General features: G+C 43.7%; 22 protein-coding genes. 4 read left to right on the plus strand and 18 right to left on the minus strand.

Annotation, left to right across the window (positions count from 1 at the left end):
• Nucleotides 1-42: 42 nt before the first annotated feature.
• From rimO to AC2D6U_RS13970, 10 genes are all read right to left on the minus strand, one after another.
• Entirely contained in the window at nt 43-1,356 is a 1,314-nt protein-coding gene (gene rimO, locus AC2D6U_RS13925) for a 30S ribosomal protein S12 methylthiotransferase RimO (RefSeq protein WP_484721597.1), read from the minus strand.
• Between the two features lie 138 nt (nt 1,357-1,494).
• Nucleotides 1,495-1,755, minus strand: coding sequence for a hypothetical protein (locus AC2D6U_RS13930; RefSeq protein ID WP_484721598.1), 261 nt, complete (start codon nt 1,753-1,755; stop codon nt 1,495-1,497).
• Nucleotides 1,756-1,924: 169 nt separating this feature from the next.
• Entirely contained in the window at nt 1,925-2,878 is a 954-nt protein-coding gene (ftsY, locus tag AC2D6U_RS13935) for a signal recognition particle-docking protein FtsY (RefSeq protein WP_484721599.1), read from the minus strand.
• Nucleotides 2,879-2,955: 77 nt separating this feature from the next.
• Nucleotides 2,956-3,111 carry a DUF4295 domain-containing protein gene (locus AC2D6U_RS13940; RefSeq protein ID WP_484721600.1) on the minus strand — a complete coding sequence of 52 codons (156 nt, stop codon included), beginning with the start codon at nt 3,109-3,111 and terminating at the stop codon, nt 2,956-2,958.
• Nucleotides 3,112-3,113: 2 nt separating this feature from the next.
• Nucleotides 3,114-3,296: a 50S ribosomal protein L33 gene (gene rpmG, locus AC2D6U_RS13945; protein ID WP_484721601.1), complete on the minus strand. Its 183-nt coding sequence runs from the start codon at nt 3,294-3,296 to the stop codon at nt 3,114-3,116.
• Between the two features lie 140 nt (nt 3,297-3,436).
• Nucleotides 3,437-4,903, minus strand: a complete 1,467-nt coding sequence (locus AC2D6U_RS13950) for an aminopeptidase P N-terminal domain-containing protein (RefSeq protein ID WP_484721602.1) — start codon at nt 4,901-4,903, stop codon at nt 3,437-3,439.
• A 28-nt stretch (nt 4,904-4,931) separates the two neighbouring features.
• Entirely contained in the window at nt 4,932-5,171 is a 240-nt protein-coding gene (rpmB, locus tag AC2D6U_RS13955; protein WP_484721603.1) for a 50S ribosomal protein L28, read from the minus strand.
• A gap of 94 nt (nt 5,172-5,265) precedes the next feature.
• Nucleotides 5,266-6,777: a PH domain-containing protein gene (locus tag AC2D6U_RS13960; RefSeq protein WP_484721604.1), complete on the minus strand. Its 1,512-nt coding sequence runs from the start codon at nt 6,775-6,777 to the stop codon at nt 5,266-5,268.
• Nucleotides 6,749-7,288, minus strand: coding sequence for a PH domain-containing protein (locus AC2D6U_RS13965; RefSeq protein WP_484721605.1), 540 nt, complete (start codon nt 7,286-7,288; stop codon nt 6,749-6,751). Before AC2D6U_RS13965 ends, AC2D6U_RS13960 begins: the two co-directional genes overlap by 29 nt.
• Entirely contained in the window at nt 7,285-7,446 is a 162-nt protein-coding gene (locus AC2D6U_RS13970) for a C1orf53 family protein (RefSeq protein ID WP_484721606.1), read from the minus strand. Before AC2D6U_RS13970 ends, AC2D6U_RS13965 begins: the two co-directional genes overlap by 4 nt.
• Before the next feature lie 73 nt (nt 7,447-7,519).
• On the opposite strand from AC2D6U_RS13970, the gene rocD reads away from it, so the two are divergent.
• Together rocD and AC2D6U_RS13980 are read left to right on the plus strand one after the other, a co-directional pair.
• The gene (gene rocD / locus AC2D6U_RS13975) at nt 7,520-8,791 is read left to right on the plus strand and encodes an ornithine--oxo-acid transaminase (RefSeq protein ID WP_484721607.1); all 1,272 of its coding nucleotides are present in this window, start codon (nt 7,520-7,522) and stop codon (nt 8,789-8,791) included.
• Nucleotides 8,792-8,914: 123 nt separating this feature from the next.
• Nucleotides 8,915-9,118 (plus strand): hypothetical protein, encoded by a 204-nt coding sequence (locus tag AC2D6U_RS13980; protein WP_484721608.1) that lies wholly within the window; start codon nt 8,915-8,917, stop codon nt 9,116-9,118.
• 3 nt (nt 9,119-9,121) lie between these two features.
• Here AC2D6U_RS13980 and AC2D6U_RS13985 read toward each other — a convergent pair whose 3' ends face one another.
• On the minus strand, nt 9,122-11,995 hold the full coding sequence (locus tag AC2D6U_RS13985; protein ID WP_484721609.1) for an outer membrane beta-barrel protein: 2,874 nt from the start codon (nt 11,993-11,995) through the stop codon (nt 9,122-9,124).
• 65 nt (nt 11,996-12,060) lie between these two features.
• Between AC2D6U_RS13985 and AC2D6U_RS13990 the strand changes: the two genes are divergently transcribed.
• Nucleotides 12,061-12,399, plus strand: a complete 339-nt coding sequence (locus AC2D6U_RS13990) for a DUF4870 domain-containing protein (protein WP_484721610.1) — start codon at nt 12,061-12,063, stop codon at nt 12,397-12,399.
• A gap of 4 nt (nt 12,400-12,403) precedes the next feature.
• Nucleotides 12,404-13,378: a porphobilinogen synthase gene (gene hemB / locus AC2D6U_RS13995; RefSeq protein WP_484721611.1), complete on the plus strand. Its 975-nt coding sequence runs from the start codon at nt 12,404-12,406 to the stop codon at nt 13,376-13,378.
• Here hemB and AC2D6U_RS14000 read toward each other — a convergent pair.
• The 7 genes from AC2D6U_RS14000 to AC2D6U_RS14030 all read right to left on the minus strand — a co-directional run bounded on the left by AC2D6U_RS14000 (nt 13,375) and on the right by AC2D6U_RS14030 (nt 21,658).
• Nucleotides 13,375-14,475: a fatty acid desaturase family protein gene (locus AC2D6U_RS14000; RefSeq protein ID WP_484721612.1), complete on the minus strand. Its 1,101-nt coding sequence runs from the start codon at nt 14,473-14,475 to the stop codon at nt 13,375-13,377. The two genes, hemB and AC2D6U_RS14000, sit on opposite strands and share 4 nt — an antisense overlap.
• Before the next feature lie 118 nt (nt 14,476-14,593).
• On the minus strand, nt 14,594-14,968 hold the full coding sequence (locus tag AC2D6U_RS14005; RefSeq protein ID WP_484721613.1) for a co-chaperone GroES: 375 nt from the start codon (nt 14,966-14,968) through the stop codon (nt 14,594-14,596).
• 83 nt (nt 14,969-15,051) lie between these two features.
• Nucleotides 15,052-16,359: a DNA recombination protein RmuC gene (locus AC2D6U_RS14010; RefSeq protein ID WP_484721614.1), complete on the minus strand. Its 1,308-nt coding sequence runs from the start codon at nt 16,357-16,359 to the stop codon at nt 15,052-15,054.
• Between the two features lie 43 nt (nt 16,360-16,402).
• On the minus strand, nt 16,403-18,769 hold the full coding sequence (locus AC2D6U_RS14015) for an alpha/beta hydrolase family protein (protein ID WP_484721615.1): 2,367 nt from the start codon (nt 18,767-18,769) through the stop codon (nt 16,403-16,405).
• 46 nt (nt 18,770-18,815) lie between these two features.
• Nucleotides 18,816-19,226 (minus strand): RidA family protein, encoded by a 411-nt coding sequence (locus tag AC2D6U_RS14020; RefSeq protein WP_484721616.1) that lies wholly within the window; start codon nt 19,224-19,226, stop codon nt 18,816-18,818.
• Between the two features lie 46 nt (nt 19,227-19,272).
• The gene (locus AC2D6U_RS14025) at nt 19,273-20,565 is read right to left on the minus strand and encodes an aminopeptidase P family protein (protein WP_484721617.1); all 1,293 of its coding nucleotides are present in this window, start codon (nt 20,563-20,565) and stop codon (nt 19,273-19,275) included.
• Between the two features lie 58 nt (nt 20,566-20,623).
• A complete protein-coding gene (locus tag AC2D6U_RS14030; protein WP_484721618.1) occupies nt 20,624-21,658 on the minus strand; it encodes a glycosyltransferase family 9 protein in 1,035 nt (344 codons plus the stop codon).
• Between the last annotated feature and the right edge of the window lie 17 nt (nt 21,659-21,675).

The following is a 21,675-nucleotide window of genomic DNA, read 5'->3' on the forward strand; positions in this document are numbered from 1 at the left end:
TCTGTAAAACTATTCAAAAGTTCTGTGTAGACAACCCCAAAATCACACAGACGGTTCGCCATAAAGGTCAAATTCAGTGGCATCGGTAATGCGAATTTCAGCGAAATCACCCACTCTGAGGTAATGTTTGCTGGCATCTATCAGCACTTCATTGTCAACTTCCGGGCTGTCATGTTCAGTACGGCCTATAAAATTTCCGCTTTCTTTTCTGTCTATCAACACTTTGAAGGTTCGGCCAACTTTGGCCTCATTAATTTCGCGAGAAATGCCTTCCTGCAAGTCCATGATGGCATTAGCCCGCTCTTGCTTGACCTCATCCGGCACATCATCCGAGTAACTGAATGCGTGCGTGTTCTCTTCGTGGGAATAGGTGAAGATACCCAGTCTGTCAAAACGTGACCTTTGGACAAAATCATACATCTCCTGAAAATCAGCATCTGTTTCACCCGGGTGTCCAGCAATCAACGTTGTGCGGATAGCGATGTCAGGAACTTTGCTTCTCATGGTATCAAGAAGGGCTTCTGTTTTTTCTCGGGTTGTTCCTCGCCTCATGAGCTTGAGCATTTTAGTGGAACCGTGTTGCAGCGGAATGTCAAGGTAATTGCAAATGTTATCTCGCTCGTTCATGACATCCAAGACATCCATCGGAAAACCTGTTGGGAACGCATAATGCAGCCTAATCCAATCAATACCTTCGACGTCGGAAAGGTGGCGCATGAGATCGGCAAGGTTACGCTTTTTGTAAAGATCCAACCCATAGTAGGTAGAATCTTGTGCAATGAGTAACAGCTCTTTTGTCCCATTTTTCGCCAAGTTCTTTGCTTCCGTAACGAGTTCTTCGATGGGGCGTGAAACATGTCCGCCGCGCATTAAAGGAATGGCACAAAAAGAACAAGGTCTGTCGCAACCTTCGGCGATCTTCAAGTACGAAAAGTGACTGTTCGTGGTGGTGATGCGCTCCCCAATGAGCTCATGTTTGTAATCGGCTTTGAATTTTTTTAACAGGTTCGGCAGCTCACGGGTACCGAAAAAGGCATCGACCTGTGGGATCTCTTTTTCTAGATCGTTTCTATAGCGCTCTGACAAGCATCCAGAGACATAGACCTTTTCTACCAAGCCCTCTTCCTTGGCATCAACATAGCGAAGGATGGTATCGATCGATTCTTGCTTGGCATTATCGATAAAACCGCAGGTGTTGATCACCACCACATTGGCATCGTCATTCTGCGCTTCATGGGTCGTTTCGATGCCGTTCCCTCTTAGCTGGGTCAACATGACCTCTGAGTCTACTAAGTTCTTAGAGCAGCCCAGTGTTACAATATTGACCTTTGTTTTCTGATTTCCCTTCGCCTTCATGCCTATAAATTAGTCTGCAAATGTACGGATAAATGAGCAGAGAACTATGGAGGACTTTAGGAGTAAAAAATAGGCGGCACGTGGCACAGAAGGTACTTACATCATAGTCCGTAACTCTTTGATCACTGAAATTTAGAATCAAACGCGCTTTTTACGGAAGGTGATCGGCACCAATTCATCCGTGGGCAGTCCTATCTGATAGAGCTCCCATTGGGGGTCGTATGTTGCCAAAATCTGACGAATGCAATCTACGCGATCGTCGCTGGGGTTTTCGCAGTCTGCCCAATAGAAAACCTCTACACGGTAATTGTAAGATCTCTTTTGTCCGTTGATTTTTACTTCTACCTCGATCTCCTGTTCGCCGGATATCTGAGGGATTTGAATGGCTATCGCGCTCATGGTTCGTTCATTTACTTTGTTGAAATCTGTAAATGGGTTTACAACTTACTTGCCAAACTCATAAAATATTGATAAACAATTGATTATGATTTTCGGAAAATCAAAGTTGAACGATATGATACACCAACATGTACGTTTCTGTGCAGGCTGACTGAATAGAGTGACAGTTTTACTTCTTAAAAAGCGAATCCACAAATTCGGCCTTATTGAAGACTTGTAAGTCGTTTACTTTTTCACCTACTCCGATGTACTTCACTGGAATTTTGAATTGATCGGAGATACCGATCACGACGCCACCTTTGGCTGTTCCATCTAGCTTGGTAATTGCCAATGAGCTCACGTCCGTAGCTTTTGTGAATTCTTTCGCCTGAATAAAGGCATTTTGACCTGTTGATCCATCGAGCACTAGCATGATCTCATGTGGTGCTTCTGGAATGAACTTCTGCATGACGCGTTTGATCTTCGAAAGTTCGTTCATCAAATTCACTTTGGTATGCAGACGACCCGCGGTATCAACAATGACCAAGTCCGCACCGCTTTCAACGCCTTCTTTTACGGCATCGTACGCAACCGCACTCGGATCGGTGTTCATGCCGTGAGCGACCACGGGAACACCCACACGTTCTCCCCATAGTTTCAATTGATCAACAGCCGCCGCTCGAAATGTGTCGGCAGCGCCAAGTACCACGGATTTCCCCTTTGCTTTGAATTGAGCCGCTAGCTTACCAATGGTGGTGGTTTTACCCACACCATTAACGCCTACTACTAGGATCACGTAGGGTTTGGGTCCTGCAGGTAATTCAAAATCAGCTAGGTCTTCGGTATTGTTTTCCGTTAAGAGTCCGGCAACTTCGTCTCGTAAGATCTGGTCGAGTTCCGATGTGCCCATGTATTTGTCTTTCGCTACACGTGCTTCGATTCGTTCGATGATCTTGACAGTAGTTTCTACCCCAACATCAGAAGTAACCAAGATCTCTTCCAATTCATCCAAGACCTCATCATCTACCTTGGATTTGCCGGCAACCGCCCTGCCAAGTTTTGAAAAGATGCTTTCCTTGGTCTTTTCCAGACCTTTATCTAAGGTTTCTTTCTTGTCTTTGGAGAATAATCCGAATAGGGCCATGTGATTGAGAATTAAAGTGTCGCGAACAAAAAAGTCCCTCAATGGGGACTTTAATTTATTACTTAAAAAGTAAAGTTTTATTTATCGGCTAAAACTTGTTTAACCATGTCTTCAGTAACCATTTCTTCCTTGAACGTGTAAGCACCTGTTTTTGGAGATCTTACCGCTTTGATCACTTTGGCGTATTTTACACCACCTTCTTGTTTCAGGGTTGCAACTACTTTCTTCGCCATAATTACTTAATTTCTTTGTGTACAGTGTATTTCTTCAAGATCGGGTTATACTTCTTCAACTCCAATCGTTCAGTTGTGTTCTTTCTATTCTTAGTCGTAATGTAACGAGATGTACCCGGCTTACCACTCTCTTTGTGTTCGGTACATTCTAGTATCACTTGAACTCTGTTGCCTTTCTTAGCCATTTCTCTATGCTTTCAAAATTCGGACTGCAAATATACGGAACTAGTTCTTATATAAAAACAGGCTATTGAAAATTATGTAGTTTTTTCAATCGAGGTGAAGTGCTTCACCAGTCCACCTAGTCTCTTAACGCTAGAAACGCCTATTTTCCACCTTTTAATTCAGGTAATTGAAAGGCCTCCAGAGGACTTGGTTCTTTCATCAAGGCCTCGATCTCTTCTGTGGTTCGGGGAGCGAAAGCCGAGAGCAACTCATAGCTGTCTTTTGTGATCAAAATATCATCTTCTATGCGAACAGCGATGCCCCACCACTTTGGATCGCAGTCGGCGCCTTCCGGAATGTAGATGCCGGGCTCCACAGTGATCACCATGTTCTCCTCTAATTTGTTGTATTCACCTTTATCGTGAACATCTAAACCGATGTGATGGGCGAGGCCATGGGGGAAGTACAGGTGTCGTGCACTTGGGCTATCAATAATGCCAAGCTCAGCAAGTCCCTCGTTAATGATCTGTTTGGAAACGGCGGTCATACTTGTAAAGGTAGTGCCGGGTTTGGCCATGTCCATTGCAGTTTGCTGCGATTTGTAGACAAGGTCATAGATCGCCTTTTCTTCTGGCGAAAATTTACCGTCTACAGGAATGGTGCGAGTTACATCTGCTGTATAGCCGTGGTATTCAGCACCAAGGTCCATCAGAATCATTTCTTTGCTTGTGACCAAGGGCTTGTTGTTCTCAATGTAATGCAAAATACAGCCGTTATTGCCTGCACCCACTATCGAAGGATAGCCCTCGTACTCGGAGCCATATTTTTTGAACACAAACTCATGAATTCCTTGTATCTCTGTTTCGGAAAGACCTGGTTTCATCGCCTTCATTACCTCCCGCTGACCAACAGTTGAAATGAACACGGCTTTTCTGATCAGGTCGAGCTCTTCTGGAGTTTTTATGCCTCTCAGCTCGTTCATGTATTGGTCGAGTGTCCGCATGTCGAGGTTGTTCTTCTTCGGTTCCACCCCAAGGGAGTTTGCTTCCATGCCATAGCCCACCTTAGTTTTGAACTGCTCGATGAGGCTGTAAAGATCTGCTTGATCTCTTGGGTTGTCTCTTACATCATTTTGGAAATCATAGAACAGGATCTTATCGAATTGCTCAAAGTTGATCTCAAAGTCTTTGAATAGGGAGCCGTTGAATGTGTTGAGTATAGCCAGTTGTTCTTTAACACCTTCGTCGCCAAGCCTGCGACCGTTCCACATTTCGGCCATGGGATTTCTTTCTTGCACAAAGAATAGCTCGTTAAAGGATTTACCCTCGTTCTCTTGCGCTTCTTTGAAGATGAAAAGCACAGCATGCGGTTCTTTGTAGCCGGTTAAGTAGTACAGATTGGGGTCTTGATGGTAGATGTAATCGACATCATTCGCACGGTTACGCACCGGGTTTGCAAAGAATACAGCCACAGAGTTGGCTGGCATTTTGGCCCTCAATGCTTCCCTGCGTCCTTTGTGAAATTCAGGTTTGAGGTAGTCTGTGGGAACAAGAACCTCTTGGGCAGAAATAAAAAATCCTGATAACAAGAACGTTACCAGGACAAATGTTTTTATCAATAGTTTCATGGTAGTACAATAACGTTCTAAGACGCTATTATACTAAAATGTTACCGTTTTGTCTTGCTTTTTTCAGTACAGCAGTGATTCCATTTTTATTAATGGTTCTTAACGCTGAAGTAGATACTTTCAGCGTGATCCATTTATCTTCTTCCGGAAGATAGAATCTCTTCTTTTGAAGATTCGGATAGAATTTTCTTTTCGTCTTATTATTTGCGTGAGAAACGTTGTTTCCTACTTGTACTTTCTTTCCAGTAATATCACAAACTCTTGCCATGATCTTGTTTAATTAGCCGCTTTCTGTAAACGGATTGCAAATATCCGAATTATTTTCAAACTGACAAACCTAGGCCAGTAAATAAGTCAAAAAATCACATCCATTCTCGCTTGTCTGATTCCACTCGATAAAGGATGTATTTTTCTAGAGCCCTAGCCATTTCAATTGGGATAAATGGAACGCTGAGCTCTCCCGAAGCGGTAGTCAATTCTATATCGGCCAAGTTTTTTCGTCGTTGGTACCAACTTTGCGTGATTTCTATGGCTTGTACTTTGTGGAGTTGTGTAAGTTCAAAGCGTGTTCCAAAAGCACCCGTGTTGTTTTTGAATACTTCTTCACTGATCTCAAAAGAGCGTTTTTGAAAGTAAAGATGTATGTAAAGGCTTGTGAAGATGGGCCAGCCAATGAACCAAAGGACGCGCCAATCGATCCAAATGAAGGCCACCAATGAAAGCAAGAAGGGCATTAAACTGACAAAGAAGAGTAGGCGATATTTTAAAAGAATGGAAACCTTGTGCTTGGTCAAGACAAAGTCTCTCATTTTTGGTAAGACCACTTCGAGTACCTTATCTACTTGCTCAAGGTAGCAGCCGGGTACGTTGATCTTTGATTTGACCTTTGCTGCATCTTCACTACTGGCTTGTTCTAAGGTTAACGTCCACATCTTGAACAATCGACGTATGGGGTTATCGCTCCAACTGACGACTTGAATTTTATGCTTATTGATTGAGGTTTCTTCTCGATTCAATAAGCCTTTCACAAGCTTCAGGCCTTTGTTGCTCAGATTGAGCTTAAGGTCATAATTGCCTAGTATGGTCGTGATCAGTGAATAGATGAAGGAGATGACCAGTATGACCACAACAAAGAACAAGAAGATCAACCATTGACTGTTGAGGATCAGGTCCGCTTGGCTACTAAGCTCCTTTTCTACGACCCCTTCAAAACTCTCGTTGAGGTCGTTCAAAATTGTGAGTGCGAAACCAAAAAGGATAGCCATTGAACGCAAATGGTTTTGGCTTACGCCCACTTTGATCAAGTCGCTGACCGATAGATGCAAAATGGTTCTTTCCATTGAGGCTTGCTCTTCATGACTTGTGTCAATGCGTTCTTGCAAGATCTCAGAGCGCATCGCCATGATATATTCACGAAGTGCCTCGGCATCTTTTTTGTCAATGGCATCGATGGTCAATTCGGCTTTGCTGGCACCCGCCGTGTCTATCTCGACGCTGACCACCCCAAAAAATTGATGCACCAAATTTTGTTTGAAGTTGATCGATTGGATTCGCTCAAACGGCACATTGGTTTTCGATCGCTTCAAAATGCCTTTATCAATACTGATGGCGTCCTTTTCGAGCTGAATGTAATACCTGAAATAACTCAGCACAGATCCACCGAGATTTAAAACAGAAATAACGATCACAAATATGCCGAGATAGATATCGAAGCGGTCTGATTTGCTGCCAATAAACAAGGAGAGTGCCAGCGGCCAGAAACTCTTGACGGTTTGTTTCAGGAATTTTAAGAGGATGATGAGAATGGCTATTCCTGCCTGTCGTTGTGGTTCTGCAAAACGTTGTTCAATGCGCTCCATCCTCTTCTTCTTCAATTTTATTGAGAATGAACTCCTTGAGCTTTTTTGCTTTCTCTTCGGTGAGACCAGGGATAGAAAGGTCGCTCGAACTACCGCCAGCTGTAAAAACGTTGAGATTATGTAGTTTATAGATGCGTTCGATAGGCCCTTGCTTCACTTCTGCATGTTGAATACGATTGAAGGGTACGGTAATTCGCTTGTGCCATAGCAAACCGGTCGAATAGATCAAGTCCCGTTGCCTTAGTACGTATTTCTTTCTTTTGATGGCCTTCGTCACCCATAGGATGTTGAGTCCCCAAAGCAATGCTGCTGTGCCGGTACTGGCAACATAATAGTGCCATTCGCTTTTTATTTCTTCTACGAACCAAAAAACAATGGGAGGACCAACGAGTAAAATGAAGTAAAATATACCCCAGGCGATCAGGACTACTTTCCTGTAATTGGGTGCAATGGATTCAAAGTCTTTTTCTTCTGCCTGTGGCAGGTCATCGAGATTGATGGGTAAGTTTTCGAAAAAGTCCGTCATTTTTTAAAGCCATATGGACAGTGCTTGCATCCATTTTGGCAACAATACCCTCTTTTTGTTAGGTAATGGGCTGTAAAAACAAATCTACCGTCTTTATCAATGTAGTAATCTTCTGTTTTACTGGCAAAAAGCTTTTTAGGTTTTGAGGGCTCCGACATTTTTTATGGCTGAAATAAACTCTATACCTTTGGTGTAGTTGCATTGTTATAAAAACCAGTAAAAAAATATCCTATGGAAATGGTACAATCAAGTGAAGCCGCAATTAAGTTAGAAAACAAACATGGAGCCCATAACTATCATCCACTACCCGTGGTCTTATCCAAAGGGGAAGGGGTCTTTCTTTGGGATGTTGAGGGGAAAAAGTACTACGACTTTCTTTCGGCCTACAGTGCAGTGAACCAAGGGCACTGTCATCCACGGATCATAGGAGCAATGAAGGAGCAGGCAGAAAAATTGACCTTGACCTCACGTGCTTTTCACAATGACATGCTCGGGCCGTATGAAAAGTATGTCACAGAGTATTTTGGTTTCGACAAAGTGCTGCCCATGAATACCGGTGCTGAGGCCGTCGAAACAGCCATAAAGATCTGTAGAAAATGGGGGTATGAAAAGAAAGGCGTTGAAGAGAATGAGGGTAAGATCATTGTATTTGATCAGAATTTTCACGGCAGAACTACCACCATCATTTCATTTTCTAGTGATCCGGATGCACGAAAGAATTTTGGACCTTTTACGCATGGGTTTATTAAATTACCGTATAGCGACAAAGAAGCACTAGAGGAGGCGTTGCAGAATGACAACGTCGTAGGCGTGTTGATCGAACCGATTCAAGGAGAAGCTGGGGTCAACGTGCCTGGTGAACAATTCATGAAAAACGTGGCGAAGCTGTGTAAGGAATATAATGTATTGTTCATGGCGGATGAGATTCAAACGGGTATTGGAAGAACCGGTGGGCTTTTGGCTGTGTGTGGAAACTGTACTTGTGAGGGACACTGCGAGAGGCAAGCCACCTACACAAGGCCCGATGTACTGATTTTAGGAAAAGCCATTTCAGGAGGTGTTTATCCTGTCTCTGCCGTTTTAGCTGACGACGCCATTATGAATGTCATCACACCGGGTACACATGGTTCTACATTCGGTGGAAATCCGGTGGCAGGTGCCGTAGCCACCACTGCCTTAGAAGTGATTCGAGATGAAAAGCTTACTCAGAATGCGCGCAAATTAGGGGTGCTGTTTAGAGAACGAATGAAGAAACTCATAGAAAAGTCTGACCTGGTGACTTTGGTTAGGGGTCGAGGCTTGTTGAATGCCATCGTGATCAATGACCATCCGTCGAGCTCGACGGCTTGGGACATTTGTGTTGCATTGAAGGAAAACGGATTGCTGGCTAAACCGACGCACGGAAATATCATTCGTTTTGCTCCTCCCTTGGTGATGACGGAAGAGCAATTGCACGAGTGCTGTGACATTATTGAACGAACAATTCAGGCCTTCGAAAAGTAGGTCTTAGTCTTGTTCATTTTGTGAAAAAGCCAAGGCACCTTGGCTTTTTATGTGTTCATACCGTGGATTTTTGTCTAAGGGTTTGGGTCTCCCTGAATTGTTTAAGAACCAAACGATAGAATTTTGCTGTCTTCAACCAAACGACGTATTCTGAATATCATCAGTTTATCCTTGGCCATTTTGGCTTTAGGAACTGGTTTAGTTATGCGTTATTCTACGCCCGATCCGGGTTTTGAGATGGTTGACTTGGGAGATGTAAAAGAACTAGTGGTAGAAAGAGACACAACAGTTTTTACAAACCCTTACTCTCAAGCAGACCCAAACTAATTTTTATCCTCTGCCCATCCCTCTCCTCATCTGAGGGCTTCCTTGATTTAATGCGGGTTCAGCACCTGATTTGAAATTTCTTATGTTAAAGACAAAGCTCAGCATAAAATATTGTGTAATGATTTGCGTCTGCCTGTCTTCAATGTAGGAGCCGTTGATGGTCCTGTTGATGTTTTGGTTTTCCTTGAGTAAATCAAAGATGGTTAATTTCAATTCGGCTTTGTCTTTGATCAGCTTTTTGCCAAGCTCCATATTCCATAAGATGAAGTTCTGATCAAAACCATCACTTAAGCCAGTGGTGTAGGTATGGTTGATCGTTGAACGAAAGACGAGGCCATGATCAAAGATCAAATTGAGTCGCAATCGTGTGGCCTGGTTAATGAACTGATTGTCGTTAACAGTTTGTGTGGTGTTGGTCACATTGCTGTAGCTGGTATTACTCGATAAGGTGAAATCTACCTTTTCGCTGATGTTGCTGCTGAAGACCAATCCAAAGCCAAGTGTCGGTGCCTCGGCATAGTTTAGCACACCATTGATTTTTTCAGGTGTTCTGTTGAACGACAGGTTACCCGTAAAGTTAATATTCGACTTGAGGCCACCGACCGGAAGACCATAAGCAACAAATGAGCGCAAATTCAGCTGACCCGGTAGGTTTTCCGGTTTGATGTAACGGGCGCCGGGGGCTAACGTGATCCCATCGATGTCTATTGGTCGACTACCCGCCACTGTCGTGTTATTCCCAATGAAATTGTCAGAGTAATTTGCCGAGAGGAGGGTGAAGAACGTGCGTGAGGACTCCATGTTCACTTGATTGTAGCGGATGGTCGCTGTATGCGTGTAGTTCTGATCCAGTAATGGATTTCCTGCCCGAATATTTAAGGGGTCACTGTTGTCCAACACATTTTGAAGCTGAACCAGGCTTGGAGGACTTGTCCGAGCGCGGTAATTGAAGTTGATGGATTTGCCTCTGTCAAAACGATAGCGATACACAACATTGGGAATAAAGTTGTCGAAAGTTCTTTCCACTTGGCCTTCTGTAGGAAAGGTCTGTTGATTGTCTATTGTTGCCGTTTGAAAACTTCCTCGTGCTGTTAAGGTGCCTTTTTCTCCACGCAGGTTATAACCCATTGTAGCCAAGTGAGAAATGTAGTTATTCTCGAATGTGTTGGACAGTAGTGGGTTTAGGTCAATGTAGTCATTGGCTGATTCATTAAAATCAAATGCTTCCTTGTCAGAATCGTTGAATTGATACCCATAGCGATAGGTCCATAGCAATTGACTTCGTTCTGAGATGGGTTCAGTGTAGGTAGCCGTTAGGGCAAGATTAAGGCCATCTTGAAGCAAGGTAGACTGTTGGTCAAATGGTACTTCAGTTCGACCTCCATTGTAAAATATATTTTCTGAAAGTAGTTGTGCGTTGCCGGTATTTTGATTCAGGCTGGTGTTCAGGTTCAGTGAGAACGTCCTTCCTCTTTTTTCAAAGGAGTGCCTCCAAAGGATGTTATTATTCAGCGTATAGGCCGAGAGATCGGAGCTATTCAGGGTGGTCGTTTCATTCAAAGGGCTTCCATTGAGATCAGTAAACCCGCGTGTAAAGCTGCTACCGTCATTTGCTTGAAAAGTGAACCTTGGACGCATAATGATCGAATTCCTTTCATTGATCTTATATTCTAGCTCGGCACTAATGCGATGGTTGGTGTTATTACTTTGGTTCAATGAAGATTCATCATAGGTCTGTCCCTCATTTTGCGGAATGATGAATTCTCTAAAAATGGATTCATTCGCATTGTTGTCGGACTGATTAAAAAAATAGCTCGCGCTAACCTTGAATTTACCTCCATCTTCAAAAGAATAGTTAATGCCTGCAGCACGTGTTTCGGAAATACCTGCCTGTTGGCCGACAAGGAAATCAGCGGTGTTTCCACCAGCTGCTCCGCCGCCTCTACCACCTCTTCCTCCTCCGGCACCGCCAGCAGCACCTCCACGACCTCCGCCACCACCTCTTCGACCACCACCTGAGGTAATGCCGAGAAGATCGCTCGTAGAGAAATTCTGAATGTTGATGTTATTGGTCTGTCCTAAAATGGTTGTCCTTGAATTCGGACGAAAAAGATTAATGCTTCCTCCGATATTGTAACGGTCATCCGTGCCGGCTCCTGCATAGACTTTCCCAAATTCACCATTTCGAGCGCTCACCTTTGTGATGATGTTGAGCGTTTTGGAAGTTTCACCATCTTGGAATCCTGTGAACTGCGCTTGGTCACTCGATTGATCGTACACCTGTATTTTTTCAATAATGTCGGCGGGTAAATTTTGTAAGGCTGCATTGGGGTCATTTCCAAAAAACTCTCGACCGTCAACCAATACCCTGGTGACGTCTTCTCCTTGGGCCTGAACTTGGCCATTTTGAATGGTAATACCGGGCATTTTTTCTAAGAGATCACCTGCGGATGCGTCGGGGTTCACTTTGAAGGCTTTGGCGATCAGCTCGGTAGTGTCTCCGTTTTGGATCACTCGGTCCTCAAGACCCTCGACGGTGATGTCGTCCAATCTTTTGGAATCAAGTGCGAGGATGATACTACCTAAATCAAGGCTCGCATTGTTGACGGTCAAGCCAAGTTGGTAGGTTTGAAAACCAACAAAGCGGACGGCTAATTGATAATTTCCATTGACAACACCTGTGATCCGAAAATTCCCATCCAAATCGGTAGACCTGACTTTAATGGTGGAATCTGCTTGGTTGAGTAAAATGACCGTGGCTTGTGCCAATGCCTGTTGCTCCGTGCTGTCTTTTACATTTCCCTTTACTACCCAGAATTGGGCCTGACTAAAAAACGTTAAGAAACTGCCGAAAAAAATGATGTAAAGTACTCTCATAGAAGGTCGAATGGCGTTTAGACAGTACTTTAGTGAATAGGTTTAACTTTAAGTAAAAAACAAGAATGACAGCAAACGAAAGACCCTGGGTGCTTGGCGCCCACATCGGTACGTTATTAGGCTATTCCATCGCATTTGGGAATTTTTTAGTGCCTCTGATTATTTGGTTGACGAAAAAAGAAGAATCGGAAACCATTGCTCAACATGCCAAGGCTTCATTGAATTTTCAACTTTCCATGGCCTTGTACTTGATCATCTCTGCATTTTTTGCCTTTCTGCTTATTGGAATTCCATTTTTGGTGATCATTCCTCTTGTCAATTTGATTTGTGTAATTTTGGCAACAATTGACGCAAGTAATGGTAGATTATATCGGTACCCCATTACCATCAATTTTGTGAGATAGCTTTATGGAGATTAGACCTAGACGAAATAGAAAATCAAGTGCCATTCGTGCCTTGGTGGAAGAAACCAAGCTTAGTACAGACGATTTCATTTTTCCATTGTTCTTACTAGAGGGCGCCACAGATCGAGTTGAGGTGGCGTCAATGCCGGGTATTTTTCGGATGGGAATTGAGCCTATGCTCAAAGAGATCGATTCGTGTATGTCCTTAGGCATCAAAGGATTTGATGTGTTTCCCGTTGTCGCCGAACATTATAAGGATAAGAGTGGAAGCCGTTCTTTTGACCCTGACTTTTTCTATCAACAAGCCATCAAAAGAATCAAAGCGGAGTTTCCTGAAGCTGCGCTTATGACGGATGTAGCCTTGGATCCTTATAATTCGGATGGGCATGATGGTCTGGTGAATGAGCAAGGAGAGATACTCAATGATGAAACGCTCGAGGTATTGGGAAAGCAAGCACTTTCACAAGCGCAAGCAGGAGCGGATATTATTGGACCTTCCGATATGATGGATGGAAGAGTGGGTTACATCCGGGAGGTATTGGATGACAATGACTTTACGAATGTATCAATCATGTCGTATACTGCGAAATATGCCAGTGCCTTTTATGGGCCATTCAGAGACGCTTTAGATTCTGCACCGAAAAGTGGTGATAAAAAGACATACCAAATGAATCCTGCCAATCAACGAGAGGCTTTAATAGAAGCCGATTTGGATGTTGATGAAGGTGCGGATTTCCTAATGGTAAAACCAGCCTTGGCTTATCTTGACGTCATTAAACTATTGAAAGACAACTACAGTCAACCGATAGCGGCCTACAACGTTAGTGGAGAGTATGCCATGCTTAAGGCAGCAGACGATAAAGGCTGGCTTTCTTATGATCACGTCATGCCAGAGACCCTTTTGAGTATCAAAAGGGCAGGGGCGGACATCATATTAACGTATCATGCAAAAGAGTTCGCGCTCATGCAAAAGCACTAGGCAAAAGATTCTTCTCTTCCCAGTTTTTTCAACATTTGGCCATGCGCTTTTAAGGCAGCAAAGAACGTCTCTTTTGAATGGTAAGGAAGTCCATACTCTCTTGCCTTCTCTTGAACGATCTTACTGATCTTCTGGTAGTGCACGTGGCAAATGTTCGGGAATAAATGGTGCTCGATCTGAAAATTTAACCCCCCCACATACCAACTGAACAATTTGTTGTTTGGTGCAAAGTTGGTGGTTGTATGTAGCTGATGAACAGCCCAGTTATTTTCCATATTCCCCTTTTCGTCCGGCATTGGATAGTCAGATGTTGGCATGACATGCGCTGGTTGGAAAATCATACCCAAGGCTAAACCTGTGATGTAATGCATGATAAAAAAGCCGATCAATATGATGTACCAAGGTGCTTGAATAAATACCATAGGGATTACCAATGCATAACCGTAATAGAGGATCTTCGATAAGATCGTTTCGATCAATACGCCGTTATAGGTCCTTTTTTGTGCTTTCAGTAAACCAAGTTGTTTGTAACGGTAGAGTTGTCTAAAGTCTTTTGTGGTCAACCAAAGGAAGGTCATCATGCCGTATAAGAACCAACCATAGATGTGTTGATGCTTATGGACTTTCAAAAGAGGGGCATGAGGGGATAACCTCATGAGTTTTCCAGGGTCGATGTCTTCATCCATGCCTTCGATGTTGGTGTAGGAATGGTGTAGCACGTTGTGTTGAATCTTCCAATTGAAGGTACTCGCTCCCACCATGTTCATCACATAGCCGAGGTATTTATTGACATACTTGTTTTTAGAATAGGCATTATGGTTAGCATCGTGCATAACCGATAAACCGATTCCAGCCGTACCAAATCCCATAAAAACCCACATGAGAAGAACAAGCCAATTATTGGTCACCACCCCGAAGATCATCAAGGTGTAGGGCACAAAGAATAGCGACAACATGAAGATCGTTTTAAGGACCATGTTGGCATTGGCATAAGTAGAGAGGTTTCTGGAATCGAAGTAATCTTTGACGGATTTTCTTAAATCAGTAATAAAATCTACTTGATTGGTTCTGGAAAATCTAACGCTTTTGTAATTCATGTAATCGTCTTTGTATTGTCAGTTCTATGACGAACTGTTATTCACTCTTGTTCAAAAACTAATATACGTTTTTGAAAAAACAAAGATACGCCAAATTAGTTAACTGTGCTTGGTCTATCTAAAGTAGCTGCTCCCTTTCGAGCATGAGCACTGAAGATTGAGGGACAATGAAGAGTTTTTCACCCTCATACATCACCTCTACGGCCCCATTTTGGAGAAAAATAGCCAAGTCGGCTTCTTGCGCTTGCAAAGGGATGTATCGTACTTTTTCGTCCTGATCTTCCCAATATTCATCTTCCTCAGTTGGCATGGGAATCGGATAGCCCGGTCCTACTTTAATGATGTAACCGCTCCTGACTTTTTCTTTTTCTTCGACACCCGGTGGAAGATACAAACCACTAGCTGTTTTTTCAGAGGCTTTGTTTGGCCTGATGAGAATGCGATCGCCTACGACAATGAGTTTTTTGAGTCTGTTGTCTGCTGTCAACTCCATAATGAAACGCTTTGTGGCAAATATAGAAAAGAGCGCATTAACAAAAGGGTACTAGTGCATAGGAAAATGACGTTTGCTAAGCGCTAATCTTCTGCTCTGTCAACCAGCCGCTGATCGAGCTGCTTGCTTGTTTTGGCACCCAGTTTTTTGATGTCCAATGCTCTTTTGACCAAGTTGCCTGTGCCTTCGTACAGTTTTTTCATAGAAGCCTCGTAGGTGGTTTGTGTTGCTCTCAACTGTGTCCCAACTTTTGTAAGATCATCCGTAAAGGCAACGAATTTGTCATAAAGTGCGCCTCCCTGTCGGGCAATCTCCATCGCGTTTTTATTCTGGTATTCTTGTTTCCAAATCGATGAGATGGTTCGAAGCGTAGCAATGAGGGTGGTAGGGCTCACGATCACGATGTTCTTGCTGTATGCCTCATTGAATAACTCTGGATCATGCTGAACGGCTAAGGTAAATGCCGGCTCGATCGGAATGAAGAGCAGGACAAAGTCAAGTCCTTCTACGCCGTACAGGTTCTGGTAGCTCTTTTCGCTAAGGCCTTTAACGTGCGCTTTGATGGAATTGATGTGCATTTTGAGTTGAGCAACCTGTTCTTCAGGGCTTTCGGCATTGACCATGCGCTCATAGGCGATCAAGGACACTTTAGAATCGACAATGATATTTTTATTGTCTGGCAAATGCACCACAACATCGGGCTGATAGCGTTTTCCATCTTCCCCTAATTCAGATACTTGTGCTTCGTATTCTCGTCCTTTTTCTAATCCTGATTTTTCAAGAATGCGCTCCAGAATTACTTCTCCCCAGTTACCCTGCGCCTTGGTATCCCCCTTCAGCGCTTTGGTTAGGTTTTCTGCTTCTTTAGTGATCTGCTTGTTGAGGTCGCTCAATAATTTGATCTGTTCAACAAGTCCGGCATTCCGCTCCGCATTCTGCTTGTTGGTGTCCTCTACCTTCTTCTGAAATTCACCAATCCGTTCCTTGAGAGGGGATAAGATCTCGGAAAGGTTTGTCTTATTCTGTTCAGCGAATCGTTTTCCTTTTTCTTCGAAGATCTCGTTTGCCAAGAGTTTGAATTCTTGATTGAACTTGTGATTGAGTTGTTCGATCTCCTCTTTTTGGGTGTTCAGTTTTTCTTGTAGGTTCTTATAATCTGAACGAAGGTAGGCCAGCTCATTACTCAGCTCATTCTTCGCTGTGCGTTCTTTGTTCAATTCTTCTTTCTGAGCCGCAAACTCTTCCTGAATGAGTTTTTGTTTTTCTTCCGCATGGATAAGTGCCTGCTCAAGCTGATCAGTCGCTGTGGTGTCCGGCTTTTTCATCCGGGCGATGAGCCATCCGATGATTCCTCCTAAAACTACCCCTGAAACAAGCCAAATGATTTCCATTGTTGATCGATTTTCACAAATATATCCCTTAAGGGAATTAATCTTAATGGAATGCCAGTTTGTCTAAAATCACCACTCCATTTTTTTTCTGATCAAAGATAAAGGCTATGCCTTGAAGAGCGGTGTGATCAAATGAAGGATTTCTTTTTGCGATGCTGTTTAAGTCGAAAAAGAAGGTTTGATAAACCGCCTCTGATGTTTTATTGGTTTGCAACGATTTATTCTTGTAAATGTCCACGGTAATTTGGGGCTGTAGTAAGGCATATTCGTGCAAATCAAATTGTACATGTTCCCCATGCTGATCATATATGGCAATACTGATATTGATGGGCTCAGACGCTTTGTCCTTATCCTTTTCAACGTCTTCTTCCTCTTCTTCATTAGTGACTTCCACGTCGTTTTCATTTTCAGCGATGTCCACTTCTTCGTTGTCATCCTCCTCTTCTTTTTTTCGCTCATCTCTGTCTTTGTCAGGGTAGCTTTTTTCCTTGGAATGTGCCATTTCGAAGCTGAACCATGGCTGTTCCTCGAGCTGCCGTGGCTTTTTAAACTCGATAACGTATCTGGCCGTGTCTTGCGGGTGGGCAGTACTGTCCCAGCCAATGTAAACAGCCCGTGTGTCTTTATTGCCCCATTTCATCTGAACGAGTTGTTCCTTCCATACCGTGAGGTTTTCAGATGAGATCGAAGCCATGTCACCTGCTGTGGTCAGGTCAAGATCCTCGTCAAAATCGGTGATGACCTGCCAGTCATTGGTTTCGAATTGATTGAGGTAGATGGTTTCCGGTAGCCAGCTTTTTGCTTGACGAAGGTCTTTGAATACTGCTTGGAAGCCTTTTTCGTCTTGAAGTGTTGCCTTTAAAAATGAATTGATCAAGACTTTACCGACCGTGAGCTGATCCTCCATGGGCATCAAGGCTTTGACATTTAACAATGATCCCCAAGGGTTTGGCGAGTCGCGGTTGCCCCAACTCGTATTGAATTGGCCATGATTGGCTCCATGGATGTAAATGGCGGCTTTAAAGTGATCAGAGGAATCTGTGAATGTGAGTCTTTCATACTGCCTTAAACCGGCAAAAGATTGTACATCGCCATCATTCGCCCCATGAAGCACTAGGTAGTTCACGTCCTGAAGAGGAGTGCCTATACTTCCTGGTTTGTATTGGCCATCTACCGGCGCTATGGCGACCACGGATTGGATGTTAAAACCAAAATTGAATCTTTCCTTGGCATCGTCAGGATAATGGGTCAAACCATTGAAAAAACCAGCGATCGCTGCTGCTTCTCCACCTCTGGAATGTCCCATCACTGCGATATTGTCCATGTCAACCTTTTGATAAAAAGGGTGGTCATTCGTTTGGTTCCACTTTCTCCACTCTTCCAAATGCTTCAGGAGCAACCAACCGCGTGCATCATTCTCTTCATCCAAACCGTTCGGAAACATGTCTGTCCAGCCACTATTGATAAAATTCTCATCCACACTGACCATGATCATTCCGTGACTGGCCAAAAGTTCGCCTAGATAAGCGTAACCACCGTCGGAATAATCAAACATGCTATGGTTGCCATGGACGATCAGGGCAATAGGAAAAGGGCCTTCACCTTCAGGATACCAAACTCTACCATTGAGTGGTAGCGCTTCATCGTCAAATCCCCAATACCATGTTCTGAGCTTGCCGGCCAATCCTTTCCAATTGTCGATGAGTCTCGACCCATCGACAGAGTCAGTCCTAAAAGCTACCTCATCAGCAAATTCAGGTCGATGCAGGTCTTTTCCACTTCCATAGCTTAAGTAGTCTACCTTATACTTACCCGATTCCGCAGGGTTGGGAAGATCCAGTTCGGTGGGTTGATATGTACTTGCTAAAGCGGCATTATTCAGTGGTGGATCTGGCTCGAAACCGGTTTGAAAAGCCCACTGAACACCCCATATGAGGCCGGCTAAGCCAATGAGTCCGCCAGCTATGGCCACAACTTTTTGTCTCAACGTATTTTGCGTTCGATTGGTCTTTGTCAAGGTGAAGAGAGCAGCACCTAAGCCGCCGGCAAAGACCAGAACAAATAATGGAAATTGCCATTCCAGATCTCCCTGACCAAAGACCATGCTCAGTATCAGAAAGCTCCCAGGCAGTACCCAGACCATGGCTTTAGGAATACTTGCCAGTAATTTGATACCCAGATAGGTCAATCCACCCAAGAGCAAAGCAAGAGGTGGAAGTAAAATGACGGGGACAACGCCAAACCATGTGCCAGGGTCGATCAGAAAAAACGAACACGCAGCAAGTAGCCAGATGATCAATGTGGTGGTTGCGATGGCACGAGCAGCACCTCTTACTGCAACCTGACCGGGCCGAACAGTTCTATACAAATTACCGAACCATTGCTTGGCTTGTTGAAAAAGTGATTTCATGGTTGATGGTTAAGATTCAACCATAAGTTAGCAAATCAGCTTATTATCACACAGTCGCGATGCATTTGAGTTCAATTGCGATCGGTGTAGGGAGTTTGTTGATTTCTACTGTCGTCCGACAAGGCTGATTCTCCTTAAAATACTCCGCATAGATCTGATTGTAGGTTTTAAAATCATCATCCATATTGGTAAGGAAAACGGTGACATCGACCAATTGGTCCCAGCTGCTTCCGGAGGCTTCAAGGATCAGCCTTACATTTTTGAATACAGAATGGCATTGAGCGGCGATGTCGTATGAGACGATCTCTCCCTTTTCGTTGAGTGTTACTCCGGGAATCTCTTTCGTTCCTCTTTCTCTTGGACCTACACCGGAAAGAAAGAGAAGATTACCCACTTTTCTGGCGTGCGGGTAAAGACCGACTGGCTCAGGTGCTTTTTCGCTATTGAATTTTTCCATTGTCATCGATTTGAGCATATAAATTGGAGGTGAAATGAACCTTGATTTATGAGTTCATCAGTTCTTCGATCTCTTCCACTTCAATTGGAATGTCACCCATTAAATTCAGATGGCCTTTTTCTTGAATCACAATGTCATCTTCCAAGCGAATGCCAATGCCCTCGTCTGGAACATAGATGCCGGGTTCTACTGTAAAGACCATTCCCGGTTTGAATTCAGTATAGATGCTGGCCACATCATGGACATCTAAGCCGATATGATGTGACGTGCCATGCATGAAGTATTTTTTATAAGCCGGCCATGACTCATCCTGATTTTTCACTTCTTCCATGCTCAGCAAACCAAGATCTACCAATTCTTTGGTCATCAATTCGCCTACTTGCTTGTGGTATTCAGGAATGCGATTTCCTACTGTTAAGAGTTTGGTCGCCTCATTTTTTACACGAAGTACTGCATTGTAAACTGCTTTTTGTCGGTCGGTGAAGCGTCCATTCACTGGTATCGTTCGGGTCATGTCTGACATGTAATTCGCATATTCTGCGCCCACGTCCATCAGAAGGAGGTCTCCGTCTTTCAGTTGATCGCGATTATCTACATAGTGCAAAACACAAGCATTCCCACCACCAGCAATAATAGGCGTATACGCAAAACCTTTGGATCGATTTCGTACAAACTCATGTTGGTATTCTGCTTCCACTTCGAATTCCCAAACGCCTGGTTTTACGAAATCGAGTATGCGTCTAAATCCACGCTCTGTAATTTTACAAGCTTGCTGCATGACCTCTATCTCGCGTGCTTCTTTTTGTGTCCTCAGGTCGTAGATGATTGGGGCGAGTCGCTCATATTCGTAATCAGGATAAGTAGTTTTTACCCATTTGTTCATTCTGTCTGAGCGAGTTTCTACCTCTGTTGCATTGCGGATGTGCTCATTGGTGTAGAGGTAAATGTTTTCTGTTTCCGCCAGAACGGTTTTGAGCATGAGCTCAAACTTATCGAGCCACTGAATATTTTTTACACCCGATTCTTCGGTGGCTTCGTCCTTTGAGTATTTGTGTCCCTCCCATACGGCGATGTGCTCGTTAGTTTCAGTCAAGAACAACATTTCCCGCAACGCTTCATTAGGAAAATCAGGTGCCATGAGGAGAATGCTGGCGTCTTGGTCAATGCCTGATAGGTAAAGCAAATTGCTATTCTGTCTGAAAGGCATGGTGCCATCGGCATTGGTGGGCATCACATCATTTGAGAAAACCAAAACAGCTGAATTGGGCTTTAATCTTGCCGCTAGTTTGGCTCTGTTCTTGATGAAAAGGTCTTTTCCGATCGCTTCGTATCTGTTCATAGGCTTGTTTTCAAATGGAGCCCTAAATAACGAGGAAAAAGGCAGAAAATGAAGTTGATCAGCCTTCTTTTACCGAAGGGATACTCAGTAGAAAGCCACATTTGAAGTGGCCTTCCGGACAGGCCTTTTTACCATGAAGCCCGCAGGGTCGGCATGCAAGTTTTTCTTGCACTTGAATGATTTGGGAATTGTCTGATAATGGGCCGAAGCCAAATTCAGGTATGGTCGAACAGAAAATAGCAGATGTAGGCGCATTCATGGCGGAAGCCAAGTGCATGGGCGCACTATCGTTTACATAATTCATGCGCGCATCTTTCATTAATGCAGCTGACTGTAGTAGGTTGAGCTCACCACAAAGATTAATGGCCAACTCGTTTTTGCTCGATGAAATGATTTCTTCGCAGAGTTGTTTATCGTCTGGAGCTCCAAGTAGATAAATATTTATACCACTTGGTATATTATTAATCAATTCGATCCACTTCTCTTTTGGCATTTGCTTAGTAAACCAGACGGAGGCAGGAGCCAAACAAACAAAAGCCTGTTTTTTCAGGTAGTCGACTTTTTCATAATCAGCAAGCGTAGGATAGAGCTTTGGTCTTTCTGCCTTGCCAGGGGCAATGGTTTCAATGAGTTGTTGGTTGCGTTCTACTTCGTGCAATCCGTTGTTGACCTCGTGAGGCACTTTATGGTCGAAGGCCCAAGAAAAGGGGTTTTTGTCATATCCGATCTTAACCCTTGCTTTGGAAAAAGCGGTGAGAAAGCCGGAATTGGCGAATCGTTGGACATTGATGACATGATCGTAACGCACAGCCCGTATTTCTTTCAAGAGTCTGAGCAGGTCTTTGTATTTGCCATTCTGTTTATTCCAGACCAATAGTTGGTGCAAAAAAGGGTGCTTGTTGAAAAGTCCTTCGTTTCCTTTTCTCACCAAGTAGTCAATCTGAGCATTGGGAAACTGCTGGTGTAGTTTTTCTAAGATACCTGTCGCTAAAATCGCATCGCCGATAAAGGCGGTTTGTATGACAAGTATATTATGTTTTGCACGCATAGGACTAAGTTCAAAGATAATGGAATTGGCATCAAGTTTTCTCATTTCTCAAACAATGGACA

The organism is Roseivirga sp. YIW32 (genome assembly GCF_057219245.1).